The sequence below is a fragment of the Candidatus Krumholzibacteriia bacterium genome (assembly GCA_035268685.1).
Taxonomy (GTDB): Bacteria; Krumholzibacteriota; Krumholzibacteriia; order JAJRXK01; family JAJRXK01; genus JAJRXK01.
This window is the reverse complement of the sequence record DATFKK010000087.1, coordinates 26,447-49,935: the sequence shown is the minus strand read 5'-3', so window position 1 is coordinate 49,935 and position 23,489 is coordinate 26,447. Positions and strand designations below refer to the sequence as shown.

The following is a 23,489-nucleotide window of genomic DNA, read 5'->3' as shown; positions in this document are numbered from 1 at the left end:
GCTCCCCACGACGACGGAGGCCGACGTGTTCAACGCCGACAAGATCCTGGGCCAGCTTCTGGGCAGCCCCGCCGCCTCGGGTTTCGCCGGCGGCCTCGCCGGTGGCATGCTCACCAGCAAGGGCGGACGCAAGATGGGCAAGAAGGCCCTGAAGTACGGCGGCATCGCCGCCGTCGGCGCCCTGGCCTACAACGCCTACAAGCAGCACCAGCAGAGCAAGGCCGTACCGGGCCAGCCGGCGACCGGGACGGTCCCGCCCGCCGGCGCCCCGACCGGCGCCACGCAACCGTCCGCCCAGGAGCTGGCCCCGCCGCCGCCCGACAGCGGCTTCGCCCCGGCGTCCGACACGAACGCAGCGAACGAACAGGGCCTGCTGATCCTGCGCTCGATGATCGCCGCCGCCCGCGCCGACGGGAAGCTCGACGGCGACGAGATGAACCGCGTGCTCGGGCACGCCGAGGAGCTGGACCTGGATCCCGAGAGCCGCAGTCGTCTGCTCGACGAACTGCGCTCGCCCGTCGACATGGACCGCCTGGTGCAGTCGGCGACCACCGACGAGCTCAAGGCCGAGGTCTACGCCGCCGCGCTGCTGGCGATCGAGATCGACACCGAGGCCGAGAAGGCCTACCTGGCCATGCTGCGCGCGCGGTTGGGCCTGGACGAGGGACTGGTGGCCCGCCTGCACGAGCAGGTCGAGGCGGCCTGAGCGCTCAACCCTTCTTCCACCACGGACGGCGGCGCGGTTTCGCGCCGCCGTTCGTCTCCGACGGCGGCGGGGTCGACGGCTGGTAGTCCGAGTGCAGGGGCGGCGGGTCGCCGGGGAGCTGCTCGCTCTCACCCGCCTTCCGCGCCTCTTGTTCGCGCTGTGCCTGTCGCATGGCGACCAGGCCGGACAGCACGGCTTCCTTCTGCAGGCGGTCGTCGATCTGGGGATCGAAGACCTCCCAGTCGGCCCATTCGGCGAGCATGAACACCAGCGCGAACACGCGCGGTCCGCGCTCCATGACCCACGGACGGGGCAAACGCACCTCGACCTCGTGAACCGTCCCGGCCTCGTCGTCGCGCACGTCTTCGGGCTCGACGCGGGCGCCGTCGCGGCGTACGAACACGTCGAGCTCCATGATCCCGTGCTCGTCCTCGTCGCCGAAGACGTAGCGGTCGGGCCCGCGCTCGACGACGCCGGGAATGCGGGTGAGATGGGCGATCAGACCCTCGCGCTCCGCCGCACGCGTGTGCCGGGCGTCGGAGCGGAGCAGCAACGTGTAGGTCTCGGACATGGCGCACCTCGGTCGCGGGGTCGCCCGACACGATAGGACGCCGCGCAGTGATCGCGAACGAAGCCACGAGCCACCGGTCGACCACGACCGCTCTGCTGCTGTCGGCGGTGCTCCTGTCCGTCGGCTGTGGCTCGGATCCCCCGGAACTGCCCGCGGGACCGGAGGCCCGGGTGACGGTGGACTTCGACGCGCAGCGCCTCGTGGCCGAGCGCGAAGACCTGCGTCTCGACGAACCGCTGCCCGCGGACGTTGCCGATACCCTCGACGAGCTGCGCGCCGTTCTCGCGACGGGCCGCGACGATCCGGCGCTGCGGGCCCGGGTGGGCCGCGCGCTCCTCGAACCGATCGAGCAGGCCCTGCGCGACGCCCCGCGCTGGGTCTGGCGCGGCGCCGGGACCGATCCCGTCCCCGGCTCCCTGGCCACACTCCCCGCCTGGATCCTGCCCTGGCACCGCGACCAGCCGGTCGCCGCGCACCACACCGTCCGGCTCGACTGGCCCGCGGATCTGGCAGCGCCGGTGCCACGGACCGACCCTCGGGCCAGGGGGGACCGTCTGCTGCTGGTGGCGCCCTTCCGCGAAGGTGTCGCTCCACACCGGGACGACCCCGACACCCTGCGACACGGCCTGCGGGCCGCCGTCGCGCACGTGGACCTGCTCCCCCGCAACGACAGTGACGCTCCCGCACTGCGCCGGACCCTCGAGGACGACGAGCACGCCTGGGTCTGGCTCCGGGCCACGCCCCGGGGTCTGGCCACCCTGCGTCCCGCCTTCGGAGCCCTGCCCGGCGCGGTGGTCTGGACGCTTCCGGGGGGCCTCGATCCGGGCAGCCGGCCGGTGCTCGCGCCCAGCACCCTGGCCAGCGGCGGGATCGGACCCGCGCTGGTGGTCGTCGGCTCCTGGCCGGTGGCCGGCTCCGCGCTCGGGCGCCTGGTGCGTCCCTGGATGGAGCTCGTCACCCGGGGGGTGCCGGCCGATCTGGCCCTGACCGAGGCCCGCCGCGAGGCGATCCGCTCCGGACAGCCCGTCCACGTGTGGTCGGTCCTGATCGCGGTGGGCCGGACCGAGGGCCTGGCGCCCCCCGCACGCGCGACCTGGCTGCGGAGACGCCTGGGCTCACGGGGCGGACCCGGCCCCCGGAGCGGCCGGTCGGAATTTCTCGAAAGATCCCGGATTCTCTCTGCATCCGCTCCCGTACCCGCTCCGAACTAGGAGGCGAGCGCGGCGGAAGCCCGACGGCAGGGCCGCGCGAACAGCTCGGGATCGGGGCGAACGCCACCGATCCGCACGAGGTGGGCCGACGGTTGAGCGTCGGTTCGCAGGGGGCGGGGGGAAAAGGGGGCCTCCCGCCCCTACCGTTTTCGGGGCGAGGGCCGTGGTCCTCGCCCCGCGTCTTTTCTGATAAGGTCCCGGCAGAACGACCGAACGGCGCCGAGACGCGCGCCCAGCCACGTGTCGGGGAGGATGTCATGGGCTCCGAGGGAGCTCCGGATCGGGTGCTGGTGGTCGGTGCCGGCCTCGCCGGCCTGATCTGCGCGCACCGCCTGCAGACCCACGGGATCGACGTGACCGTGCTCGAGAAGGGACGGGGCCCGGGCGGCCGACAGTCGACCCGCCGCGAGACCCTGGGCGAGCACGACCTGACCTTCGATCACGGAGCCCAGTACTTCACCGTGCGCGACCCCGAGTTCGCACGGTTCCTCGCGCCCTTTCGCGAGGGTGACGAGCCGGTGGTCCGGACCTGGGACACCTCGATCGTCTCGATCGAATCCGGAACCATCCGGGCGCGCAGCGAGAACACCGAACGCTACGTCTGCCAGCCCGGCATGAACGGTCTGGCCCGTGCGCTGGCCGAGCCCGTGCGCACCCTCTACTCGACCCGTGTCCACACCTGCCGCCGCGAGGACGACACCTGGATCCTCGTGGACGAGGAAGACGCCGAGCTCGCCCGGGGCGCAGCCCTGGTGATCACCGCTCCGGCCGCGCAGGCCCTGGCCCTGCTCCCCGACGAGGCGCCACTTCGCAACCGGCTGCGCGCCATGCGCTACGCCCCCTGCTGGACGGTCATGGTCCACTTCCCACGCTCGCTCGAACAGGACTACGGTGGAGCCTTCGTCGACCGCTCCCCGCTGAGCTGGATCGCCGACAACGACTCGAAGCCCGGACGCAATCCGGACGGAGCACCGGGCGAATCGTGGGTCCTGCACGGCTCCCCCGAGTGGTCCTACGCCCATCTCGAGGACACGCCGGAGGACGTGGCCGACGCCCTCCTCGTGGCCCTGTCCGAGGCGATCGGGCACGAACTCCCGACCCCCGACCTGGTCCGGGCGCATCGCTGGCGCTACGCCCTGCCGACGATGTCGGCCGAGGAACCCTGTCTGTGGGACGAGGACTGGCAACTCGCCGTGGCCGGCGACGGCTGTCCGGCGGGAGCCCGGGTCGAAGGAGCCTTCCTGAGCGGTTGGACCGCGGCCCGTCGGATCCGGCTCGACCGCGAGGACGTGGCCTGAGCCCCCCCTCGCGCCCGACGTGCGAAGACCTAGACTTTCGGACGTGACCCGGCGACGAGTTCCCTGCCCACGAGGCCCTCGATGATCCAACTGAAGGCGACGGTCCGTCCCGCGGAACGCCGTCTCGTGTTCGGGGCGACGATCACGCTCTTCGGCATCCTGGCCGGTCACGCGTTGCTCGAGACCGCGCGCGACGCGCTGTTCCTCGGTCGACTCCCCGCGTCGCAGCTCCCCTGGGTCTACCTGCTGATCGCGCTGGCCTCGATCGGGCTCATGCAATGGCAGGCCCGGTATCCGATCGCGCGCAGCAACCGTCTGGTGCTGGCGGTCCTGGTCCTGGGCTCGGCGGTGGTGACGGCCGGACTGTGGGCCCTGCTCGGAGCCGCGCCCCCACCGTGGGTCCTGTACGTGCTGTACGTGTGGGCGGGTGTCTTCGCGACCATGGTCGTGACGCGTTTCTGGCTGGTGGTCGAGGACGTCTTCACCGTCACCCAGGCCAAGCGCGTGTTCGCGATCATCGGCGCGGGGAGCGTGTTGGGAGCGATCGTGGGGTCGGGCCTGGCGCGCGGTCTGAGCGAGATCGTCGAGCCGCGCCACTTCCTGCTGGTCGCGTCGGGGATCCTCGGCCTGACCGGCCTGCTGCCCATGGCCCTCCTGCGCACCGCGGAGGAGGCCCGCGGACGCGACGCCGAACACCGCCACCCCTCGCATGCGCTGCACTGGAAACAGGCCACGCGCACGATCCTGCACCGCCCCTACGTGAAGAGACTGCTGGGGCTCGTCGTGGTGTCGACGATCGCGCTGACCTTCGCCGACTACCTGTTCAAGAGCATCGTGGCCAGTCAGCTCGAAGGCTCCGATCTGGCGAGCTTCTTCGCGACCACCTACCTGGGGCTCAACCTGCTGTCGCTGCTGTTCCAGTTGACGCTGGTGAGCGTCCTGCTCCGGAGCTTCGGGTTGAACCGGGTGCTGGGTCTGACCCCGGCGCTGCTGGTGGTCGGGGCGGGCCTGTTGATGATCGTCTACACGATCTCGCCGTTGATCCTGCTGGTGCCGGCGTTGGTGCTGAAGGTGGTCGACGGGTCGCTGCGCCATTCGCTGCACCGCACCTCGATCGAGACGCTCTACGTGCCGCTCTCGCGCACCGTCCGCGAGCAGGTGAAGACCTTCGTCGACGTGCTCGGCCAGCGGGGGGGACAGGCGGTCGCCTCGCTGGTGATCCTGGTGGCCGTCGCGCTCCCGGGCTCGGAGATGGTCCTCGCCGCCGGCGTGATCGCGCTGAGCGTGTCGTGGATCCGCCTCGCCCGCGACATCCGCCGGCACTACCTCGACCTGTTCCGTACGACCCTCAGCGAACGCGACGTGTTGTCGGAGGTCGAATTCCCCGAGCTCGACCTGGCCTCGCTCGAGAAACTGATCGAACGTCTGAACAGCGTGAACGACTCGGAGGTCGTCGCGGCGATGGACATGCTGGCCGAACAGGACCGCGTGCACCTCATCCCCGCGTTGATCCTGTACCACCCGTCGAAGACGGTGGTCACCCGCGCCCTGCACCTCTTCGCGCGTACGCGACGCCAGGAGGCCCTCCCGATCCTCGAGCGTATCGCCGACCACGAGGACGCAGCCATTCGTGGCGGTGTCCTGCGAGCACGTGCGATCCTCGCCCCCGACGTGAATCGCCAACTCTCCGCCTACCTCGACGATCCCTCGCCCGTCGTGCGGGCCACGGCCCTGGTCACCCTGGTGGCCGCGGGCTGGATCAAGGGCGACGACGCGGCTACCGTCCTGCGGAACATCGCCAAGGACGCCGACGACGTCGAAGCGCGGGCACTCGTGCTCTCGATCCAGGACCAGCCCGATCCCATCCACACCTCGTTGCTGATCGAGTTCGCACAGAAGCAGGACCGCGAGGTCCGCCGCGAGACGGCGATCGCCATGCGCGCGGTCGGGAGCGAGGAGTTCATCGAACCTCTGATCGCCATGCTCCCGGTACGCGACGTCCGGAGCGAAGCCCGCGCCGCCCTCGTCTCGATCGGCGATCCGGCCCTCGAAGCCCTCGACCGTGCCCTGGGTGACGAGACCAGGGCCCAGAACGTCCGCCGCCACGTACCTCGCACCATCTCCCGCTTCGATCCGGAGTCCGCCGCGTCGGTGCTCATGCGCCATCTGCTGACCGTCCGCGACGGCCTGGTGCGGTTCAAGATCCTGCGGGGACTGGGGTCGCTGCGCCGACTCGACCGCGATCTGCGACTCGACGGACACACGCTGCGCAAGGCGCTCGAGCTGACACTGTCGGGCGCGTTCCGATTGCTCGACTGGCGTGCCGCCCTGCGCGAGGGAGCCCGCACCGCCCCCCGGCGGGCGACGGCGGTCCACGAACTGCTGCTGCACACGCTCGAGCACAAGGAGGCGCACGCCCGCGAACGGATGTTCCGTCTGCTCGATCTGCTGTTGCCCGAAGAGGACTGGCTACGAATCTACAACGGCCTGGAGAGTGACCGGGCCGAGGACCACGCCAGTGCGCACGAGTTGATCGCGGCCACACTCGAGGCTCCGCTCCGCGACGGACTGCTCGGCTTCGTCGACGACCTTCCCGACGACGAGCGGCTCCGCCGCGGTCTGGCCTTCTACACGCCGCGTCCGTGGACCTACGAGGAAACGCTCGCGTCGTTCCTGGAACAGGGAAGCCTGGGCATGCGGTGCATCACGATCCACCACATCGGTGAACTGGGGCTCACGTCGTTCCGCGACGCCCTCCTGGCCCTGCGCGACGAGCCGCCCCTGGTGCAACAGCAGGTCGTGGCCCGCGCGCTGGTACTGCTCGATCAACCCGAGACGGAGTTGCTCGGACATGAGTGATCCACGCTTCGTCGGACCGATCGATCGCCTGCTCTACCTGCGTACGCTTCCGCAGTTGCAGGGCATCGCGACCCGCGACCTGACCGCGCTCTCGCGCCAGGCCGAAGAGGTCGTGTTGCGTCGAGGTGACCTGGTACTGCGCGAGGGCGAACCCGTCGATCGCTTCTTCGTGATCGTGAGCGGCCAGGTCGCCGTGTTCAGCCACGGCCGGGAGATCGTCTCGTGCGGCAGCGGTGAGAACGTGGGAATCATCCCCGCGCTCTCGCGGGTGGAACCGAACTTCGAGGCGCGGGCGGCGACGGAGGGCGTCGCGCTCGTGTTCGAACTCGATGCCATCGTGGCCGCGCTCGAGGAGAACTTCCGTCTGCTGCAGAACCTGCTGCGCAACGTGGCGTCGTACCATCTGCAGATCATGCCGCGGATCGTGGCGGGATCGAGCCGTGTGCCGTGGACCGGCGAGGCCGTCAGCCTGCCGAAGCGATCGCTCGACGCGGTCGAACGCCTCGTGCTGTTGAGACGCGGGAACATCTTCCGCAACCTGGGGCTCGAGGCGCTCATGCTGATGGCGACGTCCATGCGGCAGGAACGCTGGACCGGTGGAACCGAGTTGTGGCGGCCCGGCGAGACGGCCGATCATCTGCTCGTGATCCTCGAGGGCGAGGTCGAGTGCCGTCTTCCCGACGGCGGCACCTTCGAAGCAGGACGCGGCTACCCGCTGGGGAACCTCGAGACCCTGGCCCGGGGAGAGCGCTGGTACACCCCCGTGGCCCGGACCGACGTCACGACGTTGCGCGGGAATCACGAAGCGCTCTTCGACGTGCTCGAGGACGACTTCGACGTGGCCATGGATTTCCTCGCCGCCGTCGCCGCGGGGGCGATGAAGGCCGTGGAGACCCTGGCCGAACGCAGCGTGCAGGGCGCACCCGCGTCGATGACGATCTCGTCTCCGTGAACCGGACACGAGAACGCGCCCCCCGTTCGATCCGGAGGGCGCTGGAGCGGGACGGGAACCCCCGCCCCGTTCGGGATCGACCGGAGTCGGAGGAGTCACCCCCAGAAGTAGGGATCGCAGCCCTCGCGAGGAGTCCGCCCCTCGGAGGCGGCCAACCCGTGACGGTAGACCGACTCGTAGACCTGCTCGCTGCGCGCGCGCGCTTCGGGATCGAGTCTCTTGCACCCGAGATCGAAGGCGCGAAGGAACGCGTGCAGCGCCGGCTCGAGTTCCTGATCACGGGACACTTCGATCAGGTAGTCGGCGATGCGCTGGCACGTGGCCTCGACCTCGGAGACCGAACCACCACGCAGCGCGGTGCTCATCCGCAGTTCTGTACGGCGTTCGTACGCCGGACGTTCGCCCGGCCGTCGTGAGGCGCGTCGCATGGCTTCCTCCTTGGCAAGTGGCGAATCGCGGACACGGTACCCCGATCCATTCCATAGCAAAAGGTAATTGATATACCGATTCCGGACCCTGATGCTTTTCCATCACTCCGCACCGACAACGCGGCATTCAAGCCGGCAAAGATGCGTGTTAGGCTTCGCGATCCGCGCCGGACACGGCGGCCAGCGCGCAGACCTCCGAGGCGGTCAAGTGGAGTACCAGGTCGAAGTCGAGGAAGGCATCGAACAGCCCTACGTGGGCTTCGAGTTCGAGTGCATGCCCGATGAATTCGAGACCCGGGTCGAACAGACCCTCACCGAGGTGTGGAGTCTCCTGGACACGGCCGGGGTCATACCGGCCGGGCCGCCGATCTGTGTCGTGCCGCAGATCCAGCGTCTGGACGACGAGATCCCTCCGCCCACGCCGTGGCGGCTCATCTGCGGCTTTCCGGTGGAGGACGAGGTCGAGGCCGAGGATCCGGTCAAGGCCGGGACCCTTCCGGGTGGTCGCGTCGCGACCACGGTGCACCAGGGCAAGCTCGACACGCTGTCGACCGCCTACCTGGCCCTGCAGGTGCACATGATGCAGAACGGGATGGAGCCGAGCGGCGCCCCGTGGGAGATCTATCTCACCGACCCGGCCTGGGAGCCCGACGAGAGCCAGTGGCGCACGGTGGTACGTTGGGCGATTCGCTGACCGGAGCGATCCGTCGCGGCTCCGCGCCCCGACTCAGAGCGCGGAGAGACCGATCCCGAGCAGGATCAGCGTGAACAGGACTCCGGTGAAACCGATCAATCTTCTGACCAAGGGCTCCGTCCCCATCGAGCGAGTCGCGGCCGGGGCTTCGCCTCTCTGGACGAAGCTTCGACGACCGAATCGGTCGGGCGAGGTTTAGTTCCATCGCACAGGATTGGCAAGACGCGATCGCGTGCCGTGGATGCGTCAGGACGGTGTGTCGGTGACCAGACGACCGCGGCCCCGCGTATGGTGCCACGCCCACCGGCCGAGGATCGACAGAATGGTCACGCTGGCCAGGACCGTTCCGCGGATGGTCCCCGTGACCTTGCTGCGGCCGATGCGCTTGCGGTAGTGGGCCGGAACCTCGATACAGCGCGCGCCTGCGGCCGCCACCTTGAGCTGCATCTCGACCGTCCAGCCATAGGCCCGGTCCTCCATCGCGGCGGCCTCGAGCGTCGACCAGCGGATGGCGCGGAACGGGCCGAGATCGGTGAAGCGGACACCGGTGATCCACGCGATGGCCCGGGTGGCCAACCAGTTCCCCCAGCGGGCCTGGGGCAGCAGGGCACCCGCCTCACGACGGCCGAGCACACGGGAACCGATCACCATGTCGGCCTCGCCGCGTTCGACGGGTCCGACGATCTCGGGCAGCTGGGTGGGATCGTCGCTGAAGTCGGCGTCGAGGAAGCAGACCACGTCGTCGGCGGCGGGCCCGCGGGAGCGGACCTCGGCCAGCGCCGTCAGACAGGCCTGGCCGTAGCCCCGTCGCTCGTCGCGGACGACCGTGGCTCCGTGCGCGCGGGCGACGTCGGCCGTGGCATCGGTCGACCCGTTGTCGCACACCACGACCTCGACCCGCGGGCGGTCGGCGACGGGCTCGAGCACGTGACCGATCGAAGCCTCCTCGTCGAGAGCGGGGATCACCACGAAGATCCGACTCACGCTGCGGCTCCCGTGGACGTCGAGGGAGGCGCCAGGGCCGACACCACGTCGCGAAGGTGTTCGTCGCGTTGCAGGGCACGGAGGTCGGAGGGCTCGAAGGCCAGGACGGTGCTCGTCTCGAGGGCCTCGGCCGTGGCCGCTCGCACCTCACCGGGTCCCACCGAGGTGTCGATCCCGAAGACCTCGCCGCGCTCCAGGATGGCCACCGCGGTCTCCGAGCCGTCGGCCTCGAAGCGCGAGAGCCGCACCCGGCCGTCCTCGATCCAGAACACGGTGGCGGCGCCGTCGAAGGCGTTCAGGACCTGGGCCCGGCGCGGCAGGCGGCGGACCCGCGCGACCGCGTGCATGCGTTCCCGTGCCTCGTCTGCGATTCTCAGCAGCGAGTCGACCCGCTTGCGGTACCATGGGAGGGCGCGACGTTCCGTGCCCTCTTCCCCGGTTTCGCGCATGACCTCACCCATCGATGCCTGTCTCGGGATCTTCGCGAAGGCGCCGCGCCCCGGCACCGCCAAGACGCGTCTGATCCCTTTGCTCGGCCCCGACGGGGCCGCGTCCCTGTACGAGGCCTTCGTCGAGGACACCGTGAACCTCGCACTCGGGTCGGCTGCCCGCCACTGCCGGCTTTGGCTCGACGGGTCGGGACCCGAGACCTACGCATCGGCCCCCTTCCGCGTGACCCTGCGCCAGGCCCAGCGATCCGGTCGTCTCGACCGCAGCCCGCAGTCCGCGGGCGACCTGGGCGACCGGTTGAGCGCAGCCGTCGACGAGGCCGACGGGCGCGGGGAACTGCCGCTGCTGATCGTGGGGACCGACAGTCCGGACCTCCCGGCCGGGCACCTCGGCTCCGCCCTGGATGCCCTCGCCCACGGCGCCGACCTGGTCCTGGGTTCCGCGGCCGACGGGGGCGTGTGGTGCATCGGCGTGGGTCGGCGCGTGCCGGGGCTGTTCGACGCGTTGCCGTGGAGCAGTCCGAGGACGGGAGAAGCCCTGCGGAATCGTGCCGACGCCCTGGGCCTGGAGCGGTCCGAGACGCGCGGCTGGTTCGACGTCGACACGCCCGACGACCTGCGTTCGCTCGTCACCCGCTTGCGCGAGCACCCAGGGCGCGCGAAGATCACCCGGGATTGGCTCGTCCGTTGCGACCGGCCCGAACTCGACCCCCGTCCCGGCATCGACCTGCCCGAGTCATGAGCAAAGCAATCGACCGCGAGCGCCCGGTGGCGTCCTTCTTCTTCGTGTTCCTGGTCCTCGTGTCCGCACTCGGTCCGGTCCGGGCGGCGGCACAGAACCTCGGTTCCGATCCCGACCCCGACGTCGGCGACTACACGATCGGCCTCTACGCCGATCCCGAGGGGAGCTCGCGCGCGATCCGTCTGGACGATGACGACGACACCTTCACCTGCTACCTCGGGATCCGCGGGGATCCGGCGATCGAGTTCAGCGGCATGGTGCTGCGCATCGAGATGGCCGACTTCCTCGAGCCGGCCGGACCGGTGGTGTGGAAACCACTCGAGGGCCTGCAGGAGAAGGAGATCATCTTCGGCGAGGGCGCCGAGATCCTGTTCCTGGGCTGCGATCGGCAGCCGCCGGACGCGCCGCTGATCCTCGGGCACTTCGAGGTGGCCGTCGATCCGCGCTTCCGCGAGGGCACGGTCGAGCCGCTGCCCCACGAGCGCTACGGTCTCGGCGTGCAGCTGTGCAACGAGGGCGACGTCTGGCCCAAGCGCAATGCCGATGCCCTGCCGTTGCGCGTGGAGCGATCGGTCTCGTTCTGGGATCGCGTGTCGAACTGGTTCGACTGATCCATGATCGTTCCGCTGCGCGACCACAACCCGACCGAGCGGTTCCCCGTGATCACGCTGGGTCTGATCGCGCTGAACCTGCTGGTGTTCGTGCGCGAACTCGCCGCCGGCGCCGAAATGGGCTTCTTCATCGCGCGCTGGGGAGCGACGCCCTACGAACTCACCAGCCTCGTGGATCTCGTCGGACGCGTGCAGGGCATGCCCCTGGTGCACGTGGAAGGACCGTCGTTCCTGCCGTTGACCGCGGTCACGTCGATGTTCCTGCACGGTGGCTGGATGCACCTGCTGTTCAACATGCACTTCCTGTGGATCTTCGGGAACAACGTCGAGGACTTCCTCGGCCCGGTGCGCTTCCTGGGGTTCTATCTCGTCACCGGCCTGGTCGGCCTCGCCGCCCACGTGGCCACCGATCCCGATTCGATCGTGCCGGTGATCGGAGCCAGCGGTGCCGTCAGCGGCATGCTGGGTGCCTACGTCGTGCTCTACCCGAAGGCCCGGATCACTTCGCTGTTGTTCCTGGGGTTCTTCGTGCAGTTCCTGCAGGTACCGGCCCTGTTGTTGATCTCGGTGTGGACGGCTCTACAGGTGCTCGGTGGTGTGTTCGGCCTGTTGGTGCCCGGACAGTCGGGGGGCGTGGCCTACTGGGCGCACATCGGCGGGCTCGTCGGAGGCTACGTGGCTCTGCGCTGGCTGTTCCCCGGTGCCGTGGCCCGAGAACGACTGCGTTCCCGGTGGCGTCAGTTGCCGGGGCAGTTCGATTCGGGCGACCGCCGCTGAGGTTCGTGCGCAGCGCCGACGGGCCCGTTCAACTCTCTCGGAAAGCACCATCGGCGTCGCGCCGGATCAACTTGCGGATCCGATCGAGGTCCATTCCGCGCACGCCACGCAGCCCGACCAGGACGATCGCCCAACCAGCGGCCACCGTGGCGACCTGGACCCACGACGCGGCGTCGCTCATCCACACCGTGACGGCGAAGGCCGCGACCACCGCACCGATCGGCCCGATCACGGAGCGACCCAGAGGGATCCGACGACCGCGCCGTGCCGCCACCACGAAGTACAGGGCGAGGTTCACGCCGTAGGCGGCGAGGGTGGCGAAGGCCGCGCCCTCGATCCCGAAGCGGGGGATCGACCACAGGTTCAGCCCCAGGTTCACGAGCAGCGACGCTCCGGCCACCAGGGCGAAATCGCGCTCGGCCTCGATGGCCAGCAGCAGCCGGGCGATCATGTGGGCGCCGCCCTGCAGGACGATGCCCCAGCTGAGCAGGCGCAGGGCGTCGGTCGCGGGAACGAACTCGGGTCCGGGAATCCACCGAAGGGCCACCGGGGCGAGGAACCACACGGCGAGGCCCGCCAGCGAACACAACACCAGCGAGACACGGGTGGCGTCGGCGACCATCGCACCGAGCCGCGTGGCGTCGACGTCGAGCTGCTTGCGCAGGGTCGGATAGACGGCCGTCGCCAGGATGCGCGGCAGGAGCACCACGACGTCGACGATCCGGACCGCCGCCGCGTACAGCCCGACCTGCTCGGGAGCCTCCATGCGACCGAGCATGAGCAGATCCATGCGATGGAAGACCACGGCCAGGACCGTGGCGCCGAGCAGTGGAACCGCCGCCCGAAGCTGACGCACCGACTCGCCGCGTTCGAGCCCCCGCCATCGCGACGACACCAGGCCGTCCCGCGTGGCCGCGCGCAGCATGACCGCGAAGCGCACGACGAATCCGGCGGCGAAGCACGCGGCGTAGCCGAGCACGCCGAGCCCGCCCAGCAATGCCGCCGCACCGCTCACGAACACGAAGGCCGAGCTGGTGGCGAAGGCGATCGTCGTCACGTGCATGCGTTCGACGCCCTGGAACACGGCGTCGAGCGTGTCGCTCAGGTTCTCGAGGAACAGAGCGGTCCCGACGATCAGGACCACCCCGAGGACCGGACGCGGGTAGTCCATCCACACGACGATGGCGAGCAGGGCGAGGTAGATCACCGCGCCGGCCGCCAGCTTCAGGGCAGCCGCGTGACGCGCCACGCGGTCGGCCCGCTCCGGCGCACTCGCGACCTCGCGCGCGACCAGATAGTCCAGGCCGGCACCGCCGACGATCCGCCCCACCTCGACCAGTGCCGCGCCCGTTGCGTACAGACCGAAGCCGGTGGCACCGAGCACACGACCGGCGATCGCCGTCAGACCGATCGAGAAGAGTTTGGAGATCGCGAAGGCGAGCCCGAGGAAGGCGCTGTTGCGGGCAATGGTGCGGCCGTTGGCCAAGGACACGCTCCCGTTCAGAAGACCTGGCCCGTCCCCACACTGATCACGGGGCTGCTGCGGTCGAGATCGTAGAGCGCGGGCCAGGCCAGGTCGAGCCGTACGGGAAGATCGTCGGCGGCGCGTACGAAGCCCAATCGCAGCCCGATGCCGTAGGCGCCCCGCAGATCCTCGGGACTGAAGTCGCGCCCGTCCTCGAACCAGGCGACACCGGTGTCGGCGAACAGCGTCACGCCCGGCACGAAGGTGTCGAGCAGGCCGGGTGTGTAGACGGCGCGCAGCTCCATGTTCGCCCGCAACAGACGGTCGCCGTTGAACTCGCGGAAGCGCGCCGCACGGAGCCCGGATTCGAGTCCGAGCGAGAACACCTGATGCCGGTCGGCCTGACTGATCGCACCGGCACGGAAGCCACTCGCGAAGGTCAGTCCGTCGCGCAGACGATGATACCCCTGCAGGTCGGCCACGACGCGCAGGTCGCGTCCGCCGTCACCCGTGACCAGGCCGCTCGAGGAGATCGACGCGGCGTGCAACCAGCCACGGCCACTGCGTCCGAACCACGACGAGCGCAGATCGACCCACAGCCCGCTCTCGGTACTCCCGAGCGCGCGCGTGGTCCAGCCCAGACGCAGGTCGAACTCCGGTCCGAAGGCGATGTCCTCGACCTTGCCCATACCCCGGACGAAGCGCAGCTCTTCGTAGATCCGCGTGCGTTGCGAAACACCCAGGTACACCGTGCGCCACGACTCGTTCTCGGGAACGTCACGGGGGAATTCGTAGCGACGGTCGAGGGTGCCGCGAGGGGTCTCGATGGCGAGGCTTCCCTCCGAGCTCAGGTCCTGGCTGTGCAGGCGGAATCCGACCACGCCGCGCCACACGCGGGACGCCGTGGTCCCGACCCGATGACCGAGTTCGACACCCACGTCGGTGAACTCACCCTGCGGACGCACGTAGGCTCCGTCGGCGATGTAGTACCGCGGCGAGGCCGTCCGGTCGGAGAACGACAGACCGAACGTGGCACGGTCGGTCAGTGAGACATAGGGACGCGCCAGTCGCCACTGGATGGCGTTGCCGTCGTCGGCGTCCCGCCAGGACACCGATCCGTTCCATCTGCCGTCGAACAGCTGCGGATCGCTCAGCCCCACCGCCCAGCTCGACCGGTCGACCCCCGAGTCGAGCTGCAGGTCGACACGCCGAGCGGTGCCCAGGAGATTGCGCTCGCTCAGCGACAGGCTCCAGACGCGCTCGTCCTCGAAGCTCTCGTAGCCGACGTCGACGGAGGTGCTCCACACCTCCTGGGTGCGCACCACGACGTCCACCGAGTCACCCGGAGCGGCCCGCGCCTCGACCTCGACCGCGGTGAAGATCCCCAGGCCGCGCAGCTTTCGCTCACTCTCCTGCAGGTGTTCCGGGTCGAGCGGCTCGCCCTCGGCGAACAACAGTTCCCGCTCGATCACCCCCTGGCGGGTGTCGACGTGCAGATCGTTGACGAGGGACAGGGGGAGCCACCCGAAGCGCTCCTGGTCCTCTTCGTCGAAGATCGGCGACCGCTCGATGCGAACGTCCCGGACGATCACTCCGCCCGGTTCCGTCGCGGCGCGTGCCGCCGGCACGGCGGCGAGGGCGACGAGGGCGACAGCCACGAGAATCGTTCCGATCTGCCACGTACCCCGAAGGGCTGGCAGAAATCTCCGCGACAAGACTGCCCTTTTGGCAGCTATCCCCTGTCGGCCCTGGGGCGGCTGGCAGGCACCCTCGCCCCGAAGGCTTCGTGGACGACACCGCAAATCCCTGCTCTGCAACGACTTGCTCACGTTCGGACCACCACGTCGGAGCCTGGCATCGCACTTGGTTGTGCGTCGGGCGGAGGCAGCGAGACGAGAACCACGGGGGATCGAGCCCCGGCAACTGCCACGAGGACAGTTTCGAGACCACGACGGAGGAACCTCGATGAACCACCTGATCACCAAGTTCGACGAGATGGATCGAGTCTTCAACAGCATGTGGGGCAATGCCCCGACCGCCAACCGCAACGGCGACACCGAGGAGCCGGTGACCCTGCGACCGCGGGTCGACGTTTTCGAGAGCGAGAAGGACTACGTACTCGAGGCCGACCTGCCGGGCATCCGCAAGGACGACCTGAAGGTCGAGGTCGAGCGCAACGTCCTGAGCATCGAGGGCGAGCGCAAGAGCGAGCACGGTGAGGATCTGCACGGCGTGCACCTCGAACGTGCCGGGTCTGCACGCTTCGTCCGCCGCTTCACCCTGGGCCGCGAGGTCGAACCCGACAAGATCGAGGCTCGCTTCGCCGACGGCGTGCTGCGGCTGACCGTGCCGAAGAAGGAGCAGGCTCTTCCGCGTCGAATCAACGTCGCGTAACGACACGGAACGACGAGGGACCGGCGGAGCAGGTGTTCGACAGGATCCGGGCTCGCTGTGACCGCCACTCCGCCGGAACCATCGGGGGCTCGTGCCGCGCACGGGCCCCCTCGTCGTGTCTGGCCCGGAGATTGCGCGTTCTGCCCCCCGGACGGCCCCGAACGCCGTCCCGGGTCACGAAACCATCAGCGCGCTCGCGAGATCGCGGCAACATCCCTGGGGTCCACACCATGTCCGCGCGTTCCGCCGCCATCGTTCCGGATGTGCTCGTCGACGTCTTCGAACACGTGCCCGAGTATTCGGGTTACGACGACCACGACGTCGTGAAGTCCCGCGAATCCGATTTCCGGATCTCCCTGGGTCGGGTGATCAAGTCCTGGGGCGACCAATTGCTCGACGCCGCCGAGCACGCGGACACCCCGTTGACCCGCTCGGAGATGCACGCCGTCGACGTCTTGCTCGGCGGGATCGCCGACCTGTTCGACCAGCTCAATCGTTTCCGACCCGTGCTCGTGGACGACGACGAGTCGACGCGTCGCGAGTCGCTGGCCCGTGCCGACGCCGGGATCATCGCGCTGCTGGAGGAAGGCGCGCAGCTCATGCGCGACCTCCGCACACCGGCGGTCGCCCATCGCTGGCTCGAGCACAGCGCGGCGGACATGGCCGAGCGACTCCAGCACCTGAACGATCGCCTGGAGCGGCGCAACCGCGTGCTGCTCGACGACGGAACGCGCGAGGCTCAATCTCTTCTCGTGTGACGGGAGGCTTCCATGGACACGTCGATCCCCCACGTCGCCTGGGGCGGTGCCGAGCGCGGCGAGGTCTTCGCCATGCCGCGGTCCCTGCAGACCTGGGCCGGTGAACGCGTCGACGTGGCCGTCGACACGGGCGAGGTCGCGCTCGTACGCGACGACGGAGAGGTCGTCGCCGCGATGCTTCCCGGCCGCCACCCGGTGCACGTCCTGCGTCGAGGCGAGGACCCTGGCGACATCGATCGACGCGAGTTCGCCGCGCGCATGCGGGTGGACGTCGACGCAGCCGACCGTCTGAAGCGGCGCACGCGTTTCGTGGCGACCACGGCCGACCTGGTCTTCGTGGCCACGGAATCGCTGGTACCCCTCGAGTTCGGGACCGATGCGCCCGTGCTCTTCCACGACCGTCGGCACGGCGCCGTGCCACTCGAGATGACCGGCGCCGCGCGCCTGGCCGTGTACGATCCCGTGCGTTTCCACGACTCGTTCCTGCGCTGCACCGAGGACCTGCGTGCCCAGGACTTCGACCGGGTGGTGACGACGCTGGTCGAGGCAGGGCTCGGGCAGGCCCTCGAACAGGACACCGACGACGTGGAGAGGATCGGTTCCGACCGCGGTCGGCTGGCGGTGCTCGGGACCGACTTCCTGCAACATTCGCTGTCGGCGGTGGGTCTGGGGATCGAACAGCTCGAGCTGACCCGCGTCGAGACCCCCACTCGCGGGGCGAGTGCGACACCGGCCTCCGCGCTGGCCACGCCCGGCGCCCGTCGCTAGACTGCCGCCACGCATCGGCGCGACCCGCACCCGTCGTCCGGACGGCGGTGCGCCGACCCACCGGGATCGGTCCATGTCCCTGCGGCACACGCTCTACGCACTGCTCATCGTCGCCCTGCTCCTGCCCGTCCCACCGGCCGGGGCACAGAACCCTTTCCTGCAGAACCGCGGCAAGAGGACCGTCGAACGCGTCGAGTTCGTCGGCAACGAGATCACCCGCGACTACGTCCTGCAGCGCACGTTCCGGATCGAGGCCGGCGACGAGTACGATCCCGAACGCGTCGGCGAAGCCTGGGAACGCCTCGAGGCGCTGGACTTCATCGCCTACGTCGAGATCGAGACCATCCGCCCCGATCCCACACGCGTCGAGCTGGTCGTGCGCGTGGAAGAGGACACCCGCTTCCGCTGGGCGCCCGGACTCGAGTACAGCCGGCGCTACGGAGAATCCTTCCTGGGCACGCTACGCCTGGGCTGGTTGAATCTGACCGGCCGGGCCGAGAGCGTGGACCTGGAAGTCAGCGCGTGGTCACGGCGTGGCGCCCGGATCGTGTGGCAGAACCCGTGGATCCTCGGCCCCGCGCGTCTCGGCGTGTTCGTCGCCGCCCACTGGCAACAGTACGAGTGGGAATACGAGCTCGGTGCGATCGACCCCCGCGACGAGTTCACCGACTGGGGCGCGAGTGCGGGCGTGTGGCGCGCCTTCGACCCGTGGGTGACGGTCCGGGCACGGGTCGGCTGGCGCGAGCTCGAGCTCGAAGGGGCCGGCATCGACCAGGACCCGGCCGTCGCACTCGGACTGGTCCACGACAGTCGCGACGTGCGCTACTACCCGGGACACGGCCTCCACGGCCGCGGGGAGCTCCTCCGCGGTGGAATGAGCAACGGCGTGGAGGACTACACGATCGGTTCGATCTCGCTGTCGGCCTTCCGCACGCTGCCGCTCGTGGCGACCGTGCTGGGCGTGAACGGCGCCTTCCGGGCCACCGACACCGCGCTTCCGTTCTACCAGAAGGTCTACCTCGGGGGACCGATGAGTCTCCGGGGTGTCGACTTCGGCAGTCTCGTCGGCGACGAGGCCTGGCGCGCGAGCGTCGAGCTGCGGCGTCCCCTGCTGCTGCTCCCGCTGCGCGAGGGCCGCACCATCGGCGTGGGCGTGCACGCCTTCCACGACCGGGGAACCTCGTGGGCGCACGACGCCGACCTCGCCGATCAGCAAGTCCGCTTCAGCTCCGGGCTGGGCTTGCACTTCAACTTCAACACGCGGAACTTCCGCTTCGAGTGGGCCCGTACCGACGACGGCGAGGACGTCTTCGTGTTCGAGGACACCTTCACGTTCTGACCACGCAAGGGGGTGAGCCATGAGTGACGAGCAACGGATCCGTCTGACGCAGTACGCCAGCGCCGCCGGTTGAGCGGCCAAGCTCGCTCCGGGGGACCTGGAGATCGTGCTGCAGGGATTGCCGAAGATCCCGGACGACGACCGCATTCTCGTCGGGCTCGAGCCCGCCGACGACGCCGCCGTCTATCGTGTGAGCGAGGACCGCGCGATCGTGTTCACGGTCGACGTGATCACACCGATCGTCGACGATCCCTTCACCTTCGGGCGCATCGCGGCCACCAACTCGATCAGCGACATCTACGCCATGGGCGCCCGGCCGCTCATGGCCCTGAACGTGGCGTGTTTCTCTCCGAAGATCCCGGCCGAGGCCCTGCGTGAGGTGCTGGCCGGTGCGAGCGAGGCCTCGCTCGCCGCGTCGTGCCCGGTTCTCGGCGGCCACACGGTGAAGGACTCCGAGCTCAAGTTCGGACTGGCCGTGGTCGGCGAGATCCACCCCGACGAGCTCCTGACCAACCGCCATGCCCGACCGGGCGAGGTGCTGTTGATCAACAAGGCGATCGGCACCTCGGCCCTGTCGACCGCGCTGAAGAGCGGACGTTTCGGCGAAGACGACCCCTGGTTCGAGAACCTCGTCCGAGGCATGACGACCTCGAACGGCCCGGCCGCCGAGATCGCCCGCGCCCACGGGGCCCGCGCCGCGACCGACATCACAGGATTCGGCCTGAGCGGACACATGGCCGAGATGGCCGAGGCCAGCGACGTGACGCTGTGTCTCGACCACGAGGCCATTCCCGAGCTCCCGGGTGCGCTGCAGATGCTGGCCGAGGGCTTCACGTGCGGCGGCGCACAGGCCAACACGCGCCACGCCGTCGAGCGCATGGAGATCACGCGCGAACTCGCGGCGGAACGGGCCGAACTCCTGCACGATCCACAGACCTCCGGCCCCCTCGTGGCGAGCGTTCCCGCGGATCGGGCCGAAGACGCCCTGCGGGCACTCCGCGCGGCCGGCTACGAGCAGGCTGCACGGATCGGCACCGTCGAGCGCCGGGGTGGCACGCTGGTTCGCGTCGACTAGCTTGTCCTGCGATTGCATGGGCAACGGCCCCGACGTCGTCGCAATGGACTTCTCACGCGTCGAGGGCCCGACGGGCCGGAACGTAGGGACTGATCGACACCGCGCGGAACGATCCGCGACCCCGGCCCGCGAACGACGTCATCGCGTCGTGGGCCCATTGCAACAGCACGCGAACTGGAATCGAGTGTCGAACCTCCTTCCTCTTCGCTCTACGAGAACGTTCGTGGCCGGCTCCCGACCCCTCGTCCACGAACACAGTCGGAACGAGGTGTTCCCATGGCCGAACGTGTGGCCATCTTCGTCGATGGCGCCAACGTCTATTTCGCCCAGAAGGAAGCACTCGGCTGGTGGATCGAATGGCCGCGATTCCTCGCGGCCATGCGTGAAGGCCGTGAGCTGGTGGCGGCGCGTTGGTACCAGGCCTACAACCGCACTCCGGAACCCGAGCAGGAGCGCTTCCTGCACCACCTGACCCTGATCGGATTCTCCATCCGCAAGAAGGTGCTGAAGCAGGTCTTCGACCGGACGTCGGGCACCTACCACATGAAGGGCAGCCTGGACATCGAACTGGCGATCGACGCACTCAGCGAGGCCGACCACTACGACACGGCGGTCTTCGTCACCGGCGACAGCGACTTCGTCCCGCTCCTCGAGACCCTGCAACGCCGGGGCAAGCGCGTGATGGTGGCCGCCACGCCCCAGAACGTGGCGGTGGAACTGCGACAGCAGGTCGGCGTGAACTTCATCGACCTCAACGACCTGCGCGACGCAGTCGAGAGCGACAAACGTCCGCCAGAGCCGCGGGAGCGGCGCGAGAACGGCACCCAGGCCCAAGCCCCCTCGAGGGCAGCCGCCGATGAAGACGAGTACGACGACGAGTACGAAGACGAATACGACGACGAGTACGACGAGTACGATGACGAGTACGACGACGAATACGAACCGGGCATGGCACCGGAACCCATCGACCCCGAGTCGATCGACCTCCCCGAGGTGGGCGACGTGGTCGAGTGCCGTGTGCAGACGGTCAAGAAGTACGGGGTGTTCCTCGACCTGCATCAGCACGCCAAGACCCTGCTGCACGTGAAGGACATGAACCGCGGCTTCGTACCCGATGCCGGCGCCTACTACGAGGTGGGACAGGAGATCCCCGTGCGCGTGGTCAGCATCGACCGCAGGAAGTCACCCCCCGAGGTCCGCGTGGCCATCCTGACGGCCGAGACCGAGGCCAGCGAGTCTTGACCATCGCGGCGATCGGCACGAGCCTCGTCCCTCGGGAGGAGTGAGCCGTGCACGATCGCCGGGTCGTCTACTACGTCGCCACCAGTCTCGACGGCTTCGTCGCCCGTGAGGACGGAGCCGTCGATTGGCTCTCCACCGACGAGGACCTCGGCTTCGAGGCCTTCTGCGACACCGTCGACACCGTGCTCATGGGACGGCGAACCTACGAGCAGGTCCTCGGATTCGGCGACTACCCCTACGGCGACAAGAAGGGCTACGTGTTCAGCCGAACCCGCGCGGGCGAGGTCGACGAACACGTTCGCTTCCTCGACGACACCCCGGAGTCGGTGGTCGCAGCTCTGCGCGACGCCCCGGGCGGCCATCTCTGGCTGGTCGGGGGCGGCGAGTTGGCGGCGTCCTTCCTCGCGGCGGGCCTGATCGACGAGCTGCGCGTGGCGATCCATCCGATCGTGCTCGGGAGCGGGCGTCCCCTCTTCGACGGCGCGGCCTGTGAACACCACTTCGAGCTCGCCGGAGTCGACCGCCATCCGAACGGGCTGCTACAGTGCGAGTACGTCCGTGTGGACCCGGGCGCCGGGCGGGAACGGGTCGACCCTTCGATCCGCGCGCTCTGGAACACCTATCTCGAGCGGAACGACCAGGACCCCGCGCACACCCCCTGGACCTTCACGGCCGATCGCTTCGGCGACAGCCAGGAGCTCGCCGACGAACTCTGCAATCTGATCCTGACCGGCCGCAAGCGCGCCACGGCGCCCAGCGTGGCCGAACTCGAGGCCACCGGACGACCCCTACCACGCGTGGGCGACCACACCGTGGTCCTCGACGGCCGCGGTGTCGCCCGGGCCATCGTGCGCACCACGAGGGTTCGGGTGTGTGCCTTCGAGCACGTCACCCGTGCGTTCGCCGGTCGCGAGGGCGAGGGCGACGGCAGCCTCGAGAACTGGCGACGCGACCACCAGGCGTACTACGAACGCGTCCTCGCGGCGTCCGGACGCCACTTCTCGCCGAACATGGACGTGGTGTGCGAGGAGTTCGAACTGGTCTTCGGCCCCCGCGACCTGTTGGCCGGCCTGGTCGACGACGACTGACCCCGCTCCCCCTCACGAGAGGTCCGTACCGTGCCTCGCAAGATCGACGCACCCACCGTGATCGAAGCCGCCGGCACCGAGCCGAAACGGATCGAGGAATTCGCCGGTCGCGTGAACAGCGGCCACGACGCCGTCAGCGTGGCCCGCATGAAGTCACCGGCGGGCTGGATCGAACCGGGACAGCGCCCCGAGTTCGAGGAGATCACCGTGGTCCTCGACGGCGCCGTGCACGTCGAGTACGAGGGTGGCCGCCTGGAGGTCCGCGCCGGCGAGGCCGTGATCACCGCACCGGGTGAATGGATCCGCTACAGCACGCCGGAGGGCGCCGAGTACATCGCGGTGTGTCTGCCGGCCTTCTCCCCCGAGACCGTGCACCGCGACCCGGAGGACGCATGAGCACCGAAGAGGTCTGGGAACGCCGAGCCCATCCGGCAACCGTGTGGTCGCGTCTGGCCGCCCTTCCACTCTTCGCCGCGGCCCTGTGGTCGCGCCAGTGGTTCGACCCCTGGTACCTGCTGGCGCTGCTGGTGCTCCTGGGCTGGTCGATCGCGGCCCCGCGTCTGATCCCGCCGCCGGCATCGACGGCGAGCTGGGTCTCGCGCGCGACCTTCGGGGAACGCGTCCGGGCCGCCCGCGGCCGCTGGGACGTCGACTCCGGCCAGAAGTGGCTGACCACCCTTCTGGCGATCGCGGGCAGTATCGGGACGATCGTCATGATCAGCGGCGCGATCCTGTTCGACCCGGTGCTCACGGTCGGTGGTGGCGCGCTCATGGTCGCGGCCAAGCTCACCTACTTCGACCGATCGGCACGGCTCTACGACGAGGTCGCACAGGAGGACCCCGAGGTCCGGGACTGGGTGCGCTGACCGCCAGGGGCATCGCCGCGATCGACAGGGCCGGCCCCACGACGTCGACCGCACCGCGCGTGAGCTCCCGCCCTCCACCGCATCCCTTCGACGCCTGCGCCCGAGGTGCCCATGTTCTTCGTGATCCAGTTCCTGCCAGCCGTGAACCTGCTCGCCGCGGGACTGACCGTGAGCGAGGCCCTGGCGCTGTTGCTCGGCACGGCCCGCCGCCG

23 protein-coding genes and 1 pseudogene are annotated in these 23,489 nt (G+C 69.4%); 18 read left to right on the top strand and 6 right to left on the bottom strand.

The genetic code is table 11. The features are described from left to right. Window positions 1-25 precede the first annotated feature (25 nt). Window positions 26-706: a tellurite resistance TerB family protein gene (locus VKA86_08705; GenBank protein HKK71285.1), complete on the top strand. Its 681-nt coding sequence runs from the start codon at window positions 26-28 to the stop codon at window positions 704-706. A gap of 4 nt (window positions 707-710) precedes the next feature. Here VKA86_08705 and VKA86_08700 read toward each other — a convergent pair whose 3' ends face one another. After that, complete coding sequence (locus tag VKA86_08700) at window positions 711-1,277, bottom strand: hypothetical protein (GenBank protein ID HKK71284.1); 567 nt, start codon at window positions 1,275-1,277, stop codon at window positions 711-713. 47 nt (window positions 1,278-1,324) lie between these two features. On the opposite strand from VKA86_08700, the gene VKA86_08695 reads away from it, so the two are divergent. The 4 genes from VKA86_08695 (at window position 1,325) to VKA86_08680 (ending at window position 7,597) form a co-directional block, all read left to right on the top strand. Then, entirely contained in the window at window positions 1,325-2,488 is a 1,164-nt protein-coding gene (locus VKA86_08695; GenBank protein ID HKK71283.1) for a hypothetical protein, read from the top strand. A 257-nt stretch (window positions 2,489-2,745) separates the two neighbouring features. Then, window positions 2,746-3,786 (top strand): FAD-dependent oxidoreductase, encoded by a 1,041-nt coding sequence (locus VKA86_08690; GenBank protein HKK71282.1) that lies wholly within the window; start codon window positions 2,746-2,748, stop codon window positions 3,784-3,786. Between the two features lie 81 nt (window positions 3,787-3,867). Beyond that, window positions 3,868-6,645, top strand: coding sequence for an Npt1/Npt2 family nucleotide transporter (locus tag VKA86_08685; GenBank protein HKK71281.1), 2,778 nt, complete (start codon window positions 3,868-3,870; stop codon window positions 6,643-6,645). Further along, window positions 6,638-7,597: a cyclic nucleotide-binding domain-containing protein gene (locus tag VKA86_08680; protein HKK71280.1), complete on the top strand. Its 960-nt coding sequence runs from the start codon at window positions 6,638-6,640 to the stop codon at window positions 7,595-7,597. The genes VKA86_08685 and VKA86_08680 overlap by 8 nt, the downstream gene beginning before the upstream one ends. A 95-nt stretch (window positions 7,598-7,692) precedes the next feature. Here VKA86_08680 and VKA86_08675 read toward each other — a convergent pair whose 3' ends face one another. Continuing rightward, a complete protein-coding gene (locus VKA86_08675; GenBank protein HKK71279.1) occupies window positions 7,693-8,025 on the bottom strand; it encodes a hypothetical protein in 333 nt (110 codons plus the stop codon). 208 nt (window positions 8,026-8,233) lie between these two features. Between VKA86_08675 and VKA86_08670 the strand changes: the two genes are divergently transcribed. Continuing rightward, a complete protein-coding gene (locus VKA86_08670) occupies window positions 8,234-8,719 on the top strand; it encodes a GyrI-like domain-containing protein (GenBank protein ID HKK71278.1) in 486 nt (161 codons plus the stop codon). 246 nt (window positions 8,720-8,965) lie between these two features. Here the strand turns inward: VKA86_08670 and VKA86_08665 are convergent, their stop codons facing one another. Together VKA86_08665 and VKA86_08660 are read right to left on the bottom strand one after the other, a co-directional pair. Then, a complete protein-coding gene (locus VKA86_08665) occupies window positions 8,966-9,703 on the bottom strand; it encodes a glycosyltransferase family 2 protein (GenBank protein ID HKK71277.1) in 738 nt (245 codons plus the stop codon). Beyond that, the gene (locus VKA86_08660) at window positions 9,700-10,164 is read right to left on the bottom strand and encodes a Crp/Fnr family transcriptional regulator (protein HKK71276.1); all 465 of its coding nucleotides are present in this window, start codon (window positions 10,162-10,164) and stop codon (window positions 9,700-9,702) included. The genes VKA86_08665 and VKA86_08660 overlap by 4 nt, the downstream gene beginning before the upstream one ends. On the opposite strand from VKA86_08660, the gene VKA86_08655 reads away from it, so the two are divergent. From VKA86_08655 to VKA86_08645, 3 genes are read left to right on the top strand one after another with little or no spacing between them, the layout of a single operon-like run. Then, window positions 10,151-10,894: a TIGR04282 family arsenosugar biosynthesis glycosyltransferase gene (locus VKA86_08655; GenBank protein HKK71275.1), complete on the top strand. Its 744-nt coding sequence runs from the start codon at window positions 10,151-10,153 to the stop codon at window positions 10,892-10,894. The genes VKA86_08660 and VKA86_08655 overlap by 14 nt on opposite strands. Next, window positions 10,891-11,505 carry a hypothetical protein gene (locus tag VKA86_08650; GenBank protein HKK71274.1) on the top strand — a complete coding sequence of 205 codons (615 nt, stop codon included), beginning with the start codon at window positions 10,891-10,893 and terminating at the stop codon, window positions 11,503-11,505. Before VKA86_08655 ends, VKA86_08650 begins: the two co-directional genes overlap by 4 nt. A 3-nt stretch (window positions 11,506-11,508) precedes the next feature. Then, entirely contained in the window at window positions 11,509-12,282 is a 774-nt protein-coding gene (locus VKA86_08645) for a rhomboid family intramembrane serine protease (protein ID HKK71273.1), read from the top strand. Window positions 12,283-12,310: 28 nt separating this feature from the next. On the opposite strand, the gene VKA86_08640 is transcribed toward VKA86_08645, so the two are convergent. Then, the gene (locus tag VKA86_08640) at window positions 12,311-13,768 is read right to left on the bottom strand and encodes a flippase (protein HKK71272.1); all 1,458 of its coding nucleotides are present in this window, start codon (window positions 13,766-13,768) and stop codon (window positions 12,311-12,313) included. A 14-nt stretch (window positions 13,769-13,782) separates the two neighbouring features. Beyond that, window positions 13,783-15,405, bottom strand: a complete 1,623-nt coding sequence (locus VKA86_08635; GenBank protein HKK71271.1) for a hypothetical protein — start codon at window positions 15,403-15,405, stop codon at window positions 13,783-13,785. Between the two features lie 307 nt (window positions 15,406-15,712). On the opposite strand from VKA86_08635, the gene VKA86_08630 reads away from it, so the two are divergent. The 9 genes and pseudogenes from VKA86_08630 (at window position 15,713) to VKA86_08590 (ending at window position 23,277) form a co-directional block, all read left to right on the top strand. Continuing rightward, complete coding sequence (locus VKA86_08630; GenBank protein HKK71270.1) at window positions 15,713-16,141, top strand: Hsp20/alpha crystallin family protein; 429 nt, start codon at window positions 15,713-15,715, stop codon at window positions 16,139-16,141. A gap of 230 nt (window positions 16,142-16,371) precedes the next feature. After that, entirely contained in the window at window positions 16,372-16,899 is a 528-nt protein-coding gene (locus tag VKA86_08625; GenBank protein HKK71269.1) for a hypothetical protein, read from the top strand. A 12-nt stretch (window positions 16,900-16,911) separates the two neighbouring features. Next, window positions 16,912-17,667 carry an SPFH domain-containing protein gene (locus VKA86_08620; protein ID HKK71268.1) on the top strand — a complete coding sequence of 252 codons (756 nt, stop codon included), beginning with the start codon at window positions 16,912-16,914 and terminating at the stop codon, window positions 17,665-17,667. A gap of 73 nt (window positions 17,668-17,740) precedes the next feature. Further along, window positions 17,741-19,006 (top strand): BamA/TamA family outer membrane protein, encoded by a 1,266-nt coding sequence (locus VKA86_08615; GenBank protein ID HKK71267.1) that lies wholly within the window; start codon window positions 17,741-17,743, stop codon window positions 19,004-19,006. Window positions 19,007-19,091: 85 nt separating this feature from the next. Next, window positions 19,092-20,081: pseudogene (gene selD, locus VKA86_08610) on the top strand (selenide, water dikinase SelD). 276 nt (window positions 20,082-20,357) lie between these two features. Further along, window positions 20,358-21,323: an NYN domain-containing protein gene (locus VKA86_08605; protein HKK71266.1), complete on the top strand. Its 966-nt coding sequence runs from the start codon at window positions 20,358-20,360 to the stop codon at window positions 21,321-21,323. Window positions 21,324-21,370: 47 nt separating this feature from the next. Beyond that, entirely contained in the window at window positions 21,371-22,411 is a 1,041-nt protein-coding gene (locus VKA86_08600; GenBank protein ID HKK71265.1) for a dihydrofolate reductase family protein, read from the top strand. Window positions 22,412-22,441: 30 nt separating this feature from the next. Beyond that, window positions 22,442-22,807, top strand: coding sequence for a cupin domain-containing protein (locus VKA86_08595; GenBank protein HKK71264.1), 366 nt, complete (start codon window positions 22,442-22,444; stop codon window positions 22,805-22,807). After that, window positions 22,804-23,277 carry a DUF6653 family protein gene (locus tag VKA86_08590; protein HKK71263.1) on the top strand — a complete coding sequence of 158 codons (474 nt, stop codon included), beginning with the start codon at window positions 22,804-22,806 and terminating at the stop codon, window positions 23,275-23,277. The genes VKA86_08595 and VKA86_08590 overlap by 4 nt, the downstream gene beginning before the upstream one ends. Window positions 23,278-23,489: the final 212 nt, after the last annotated feature.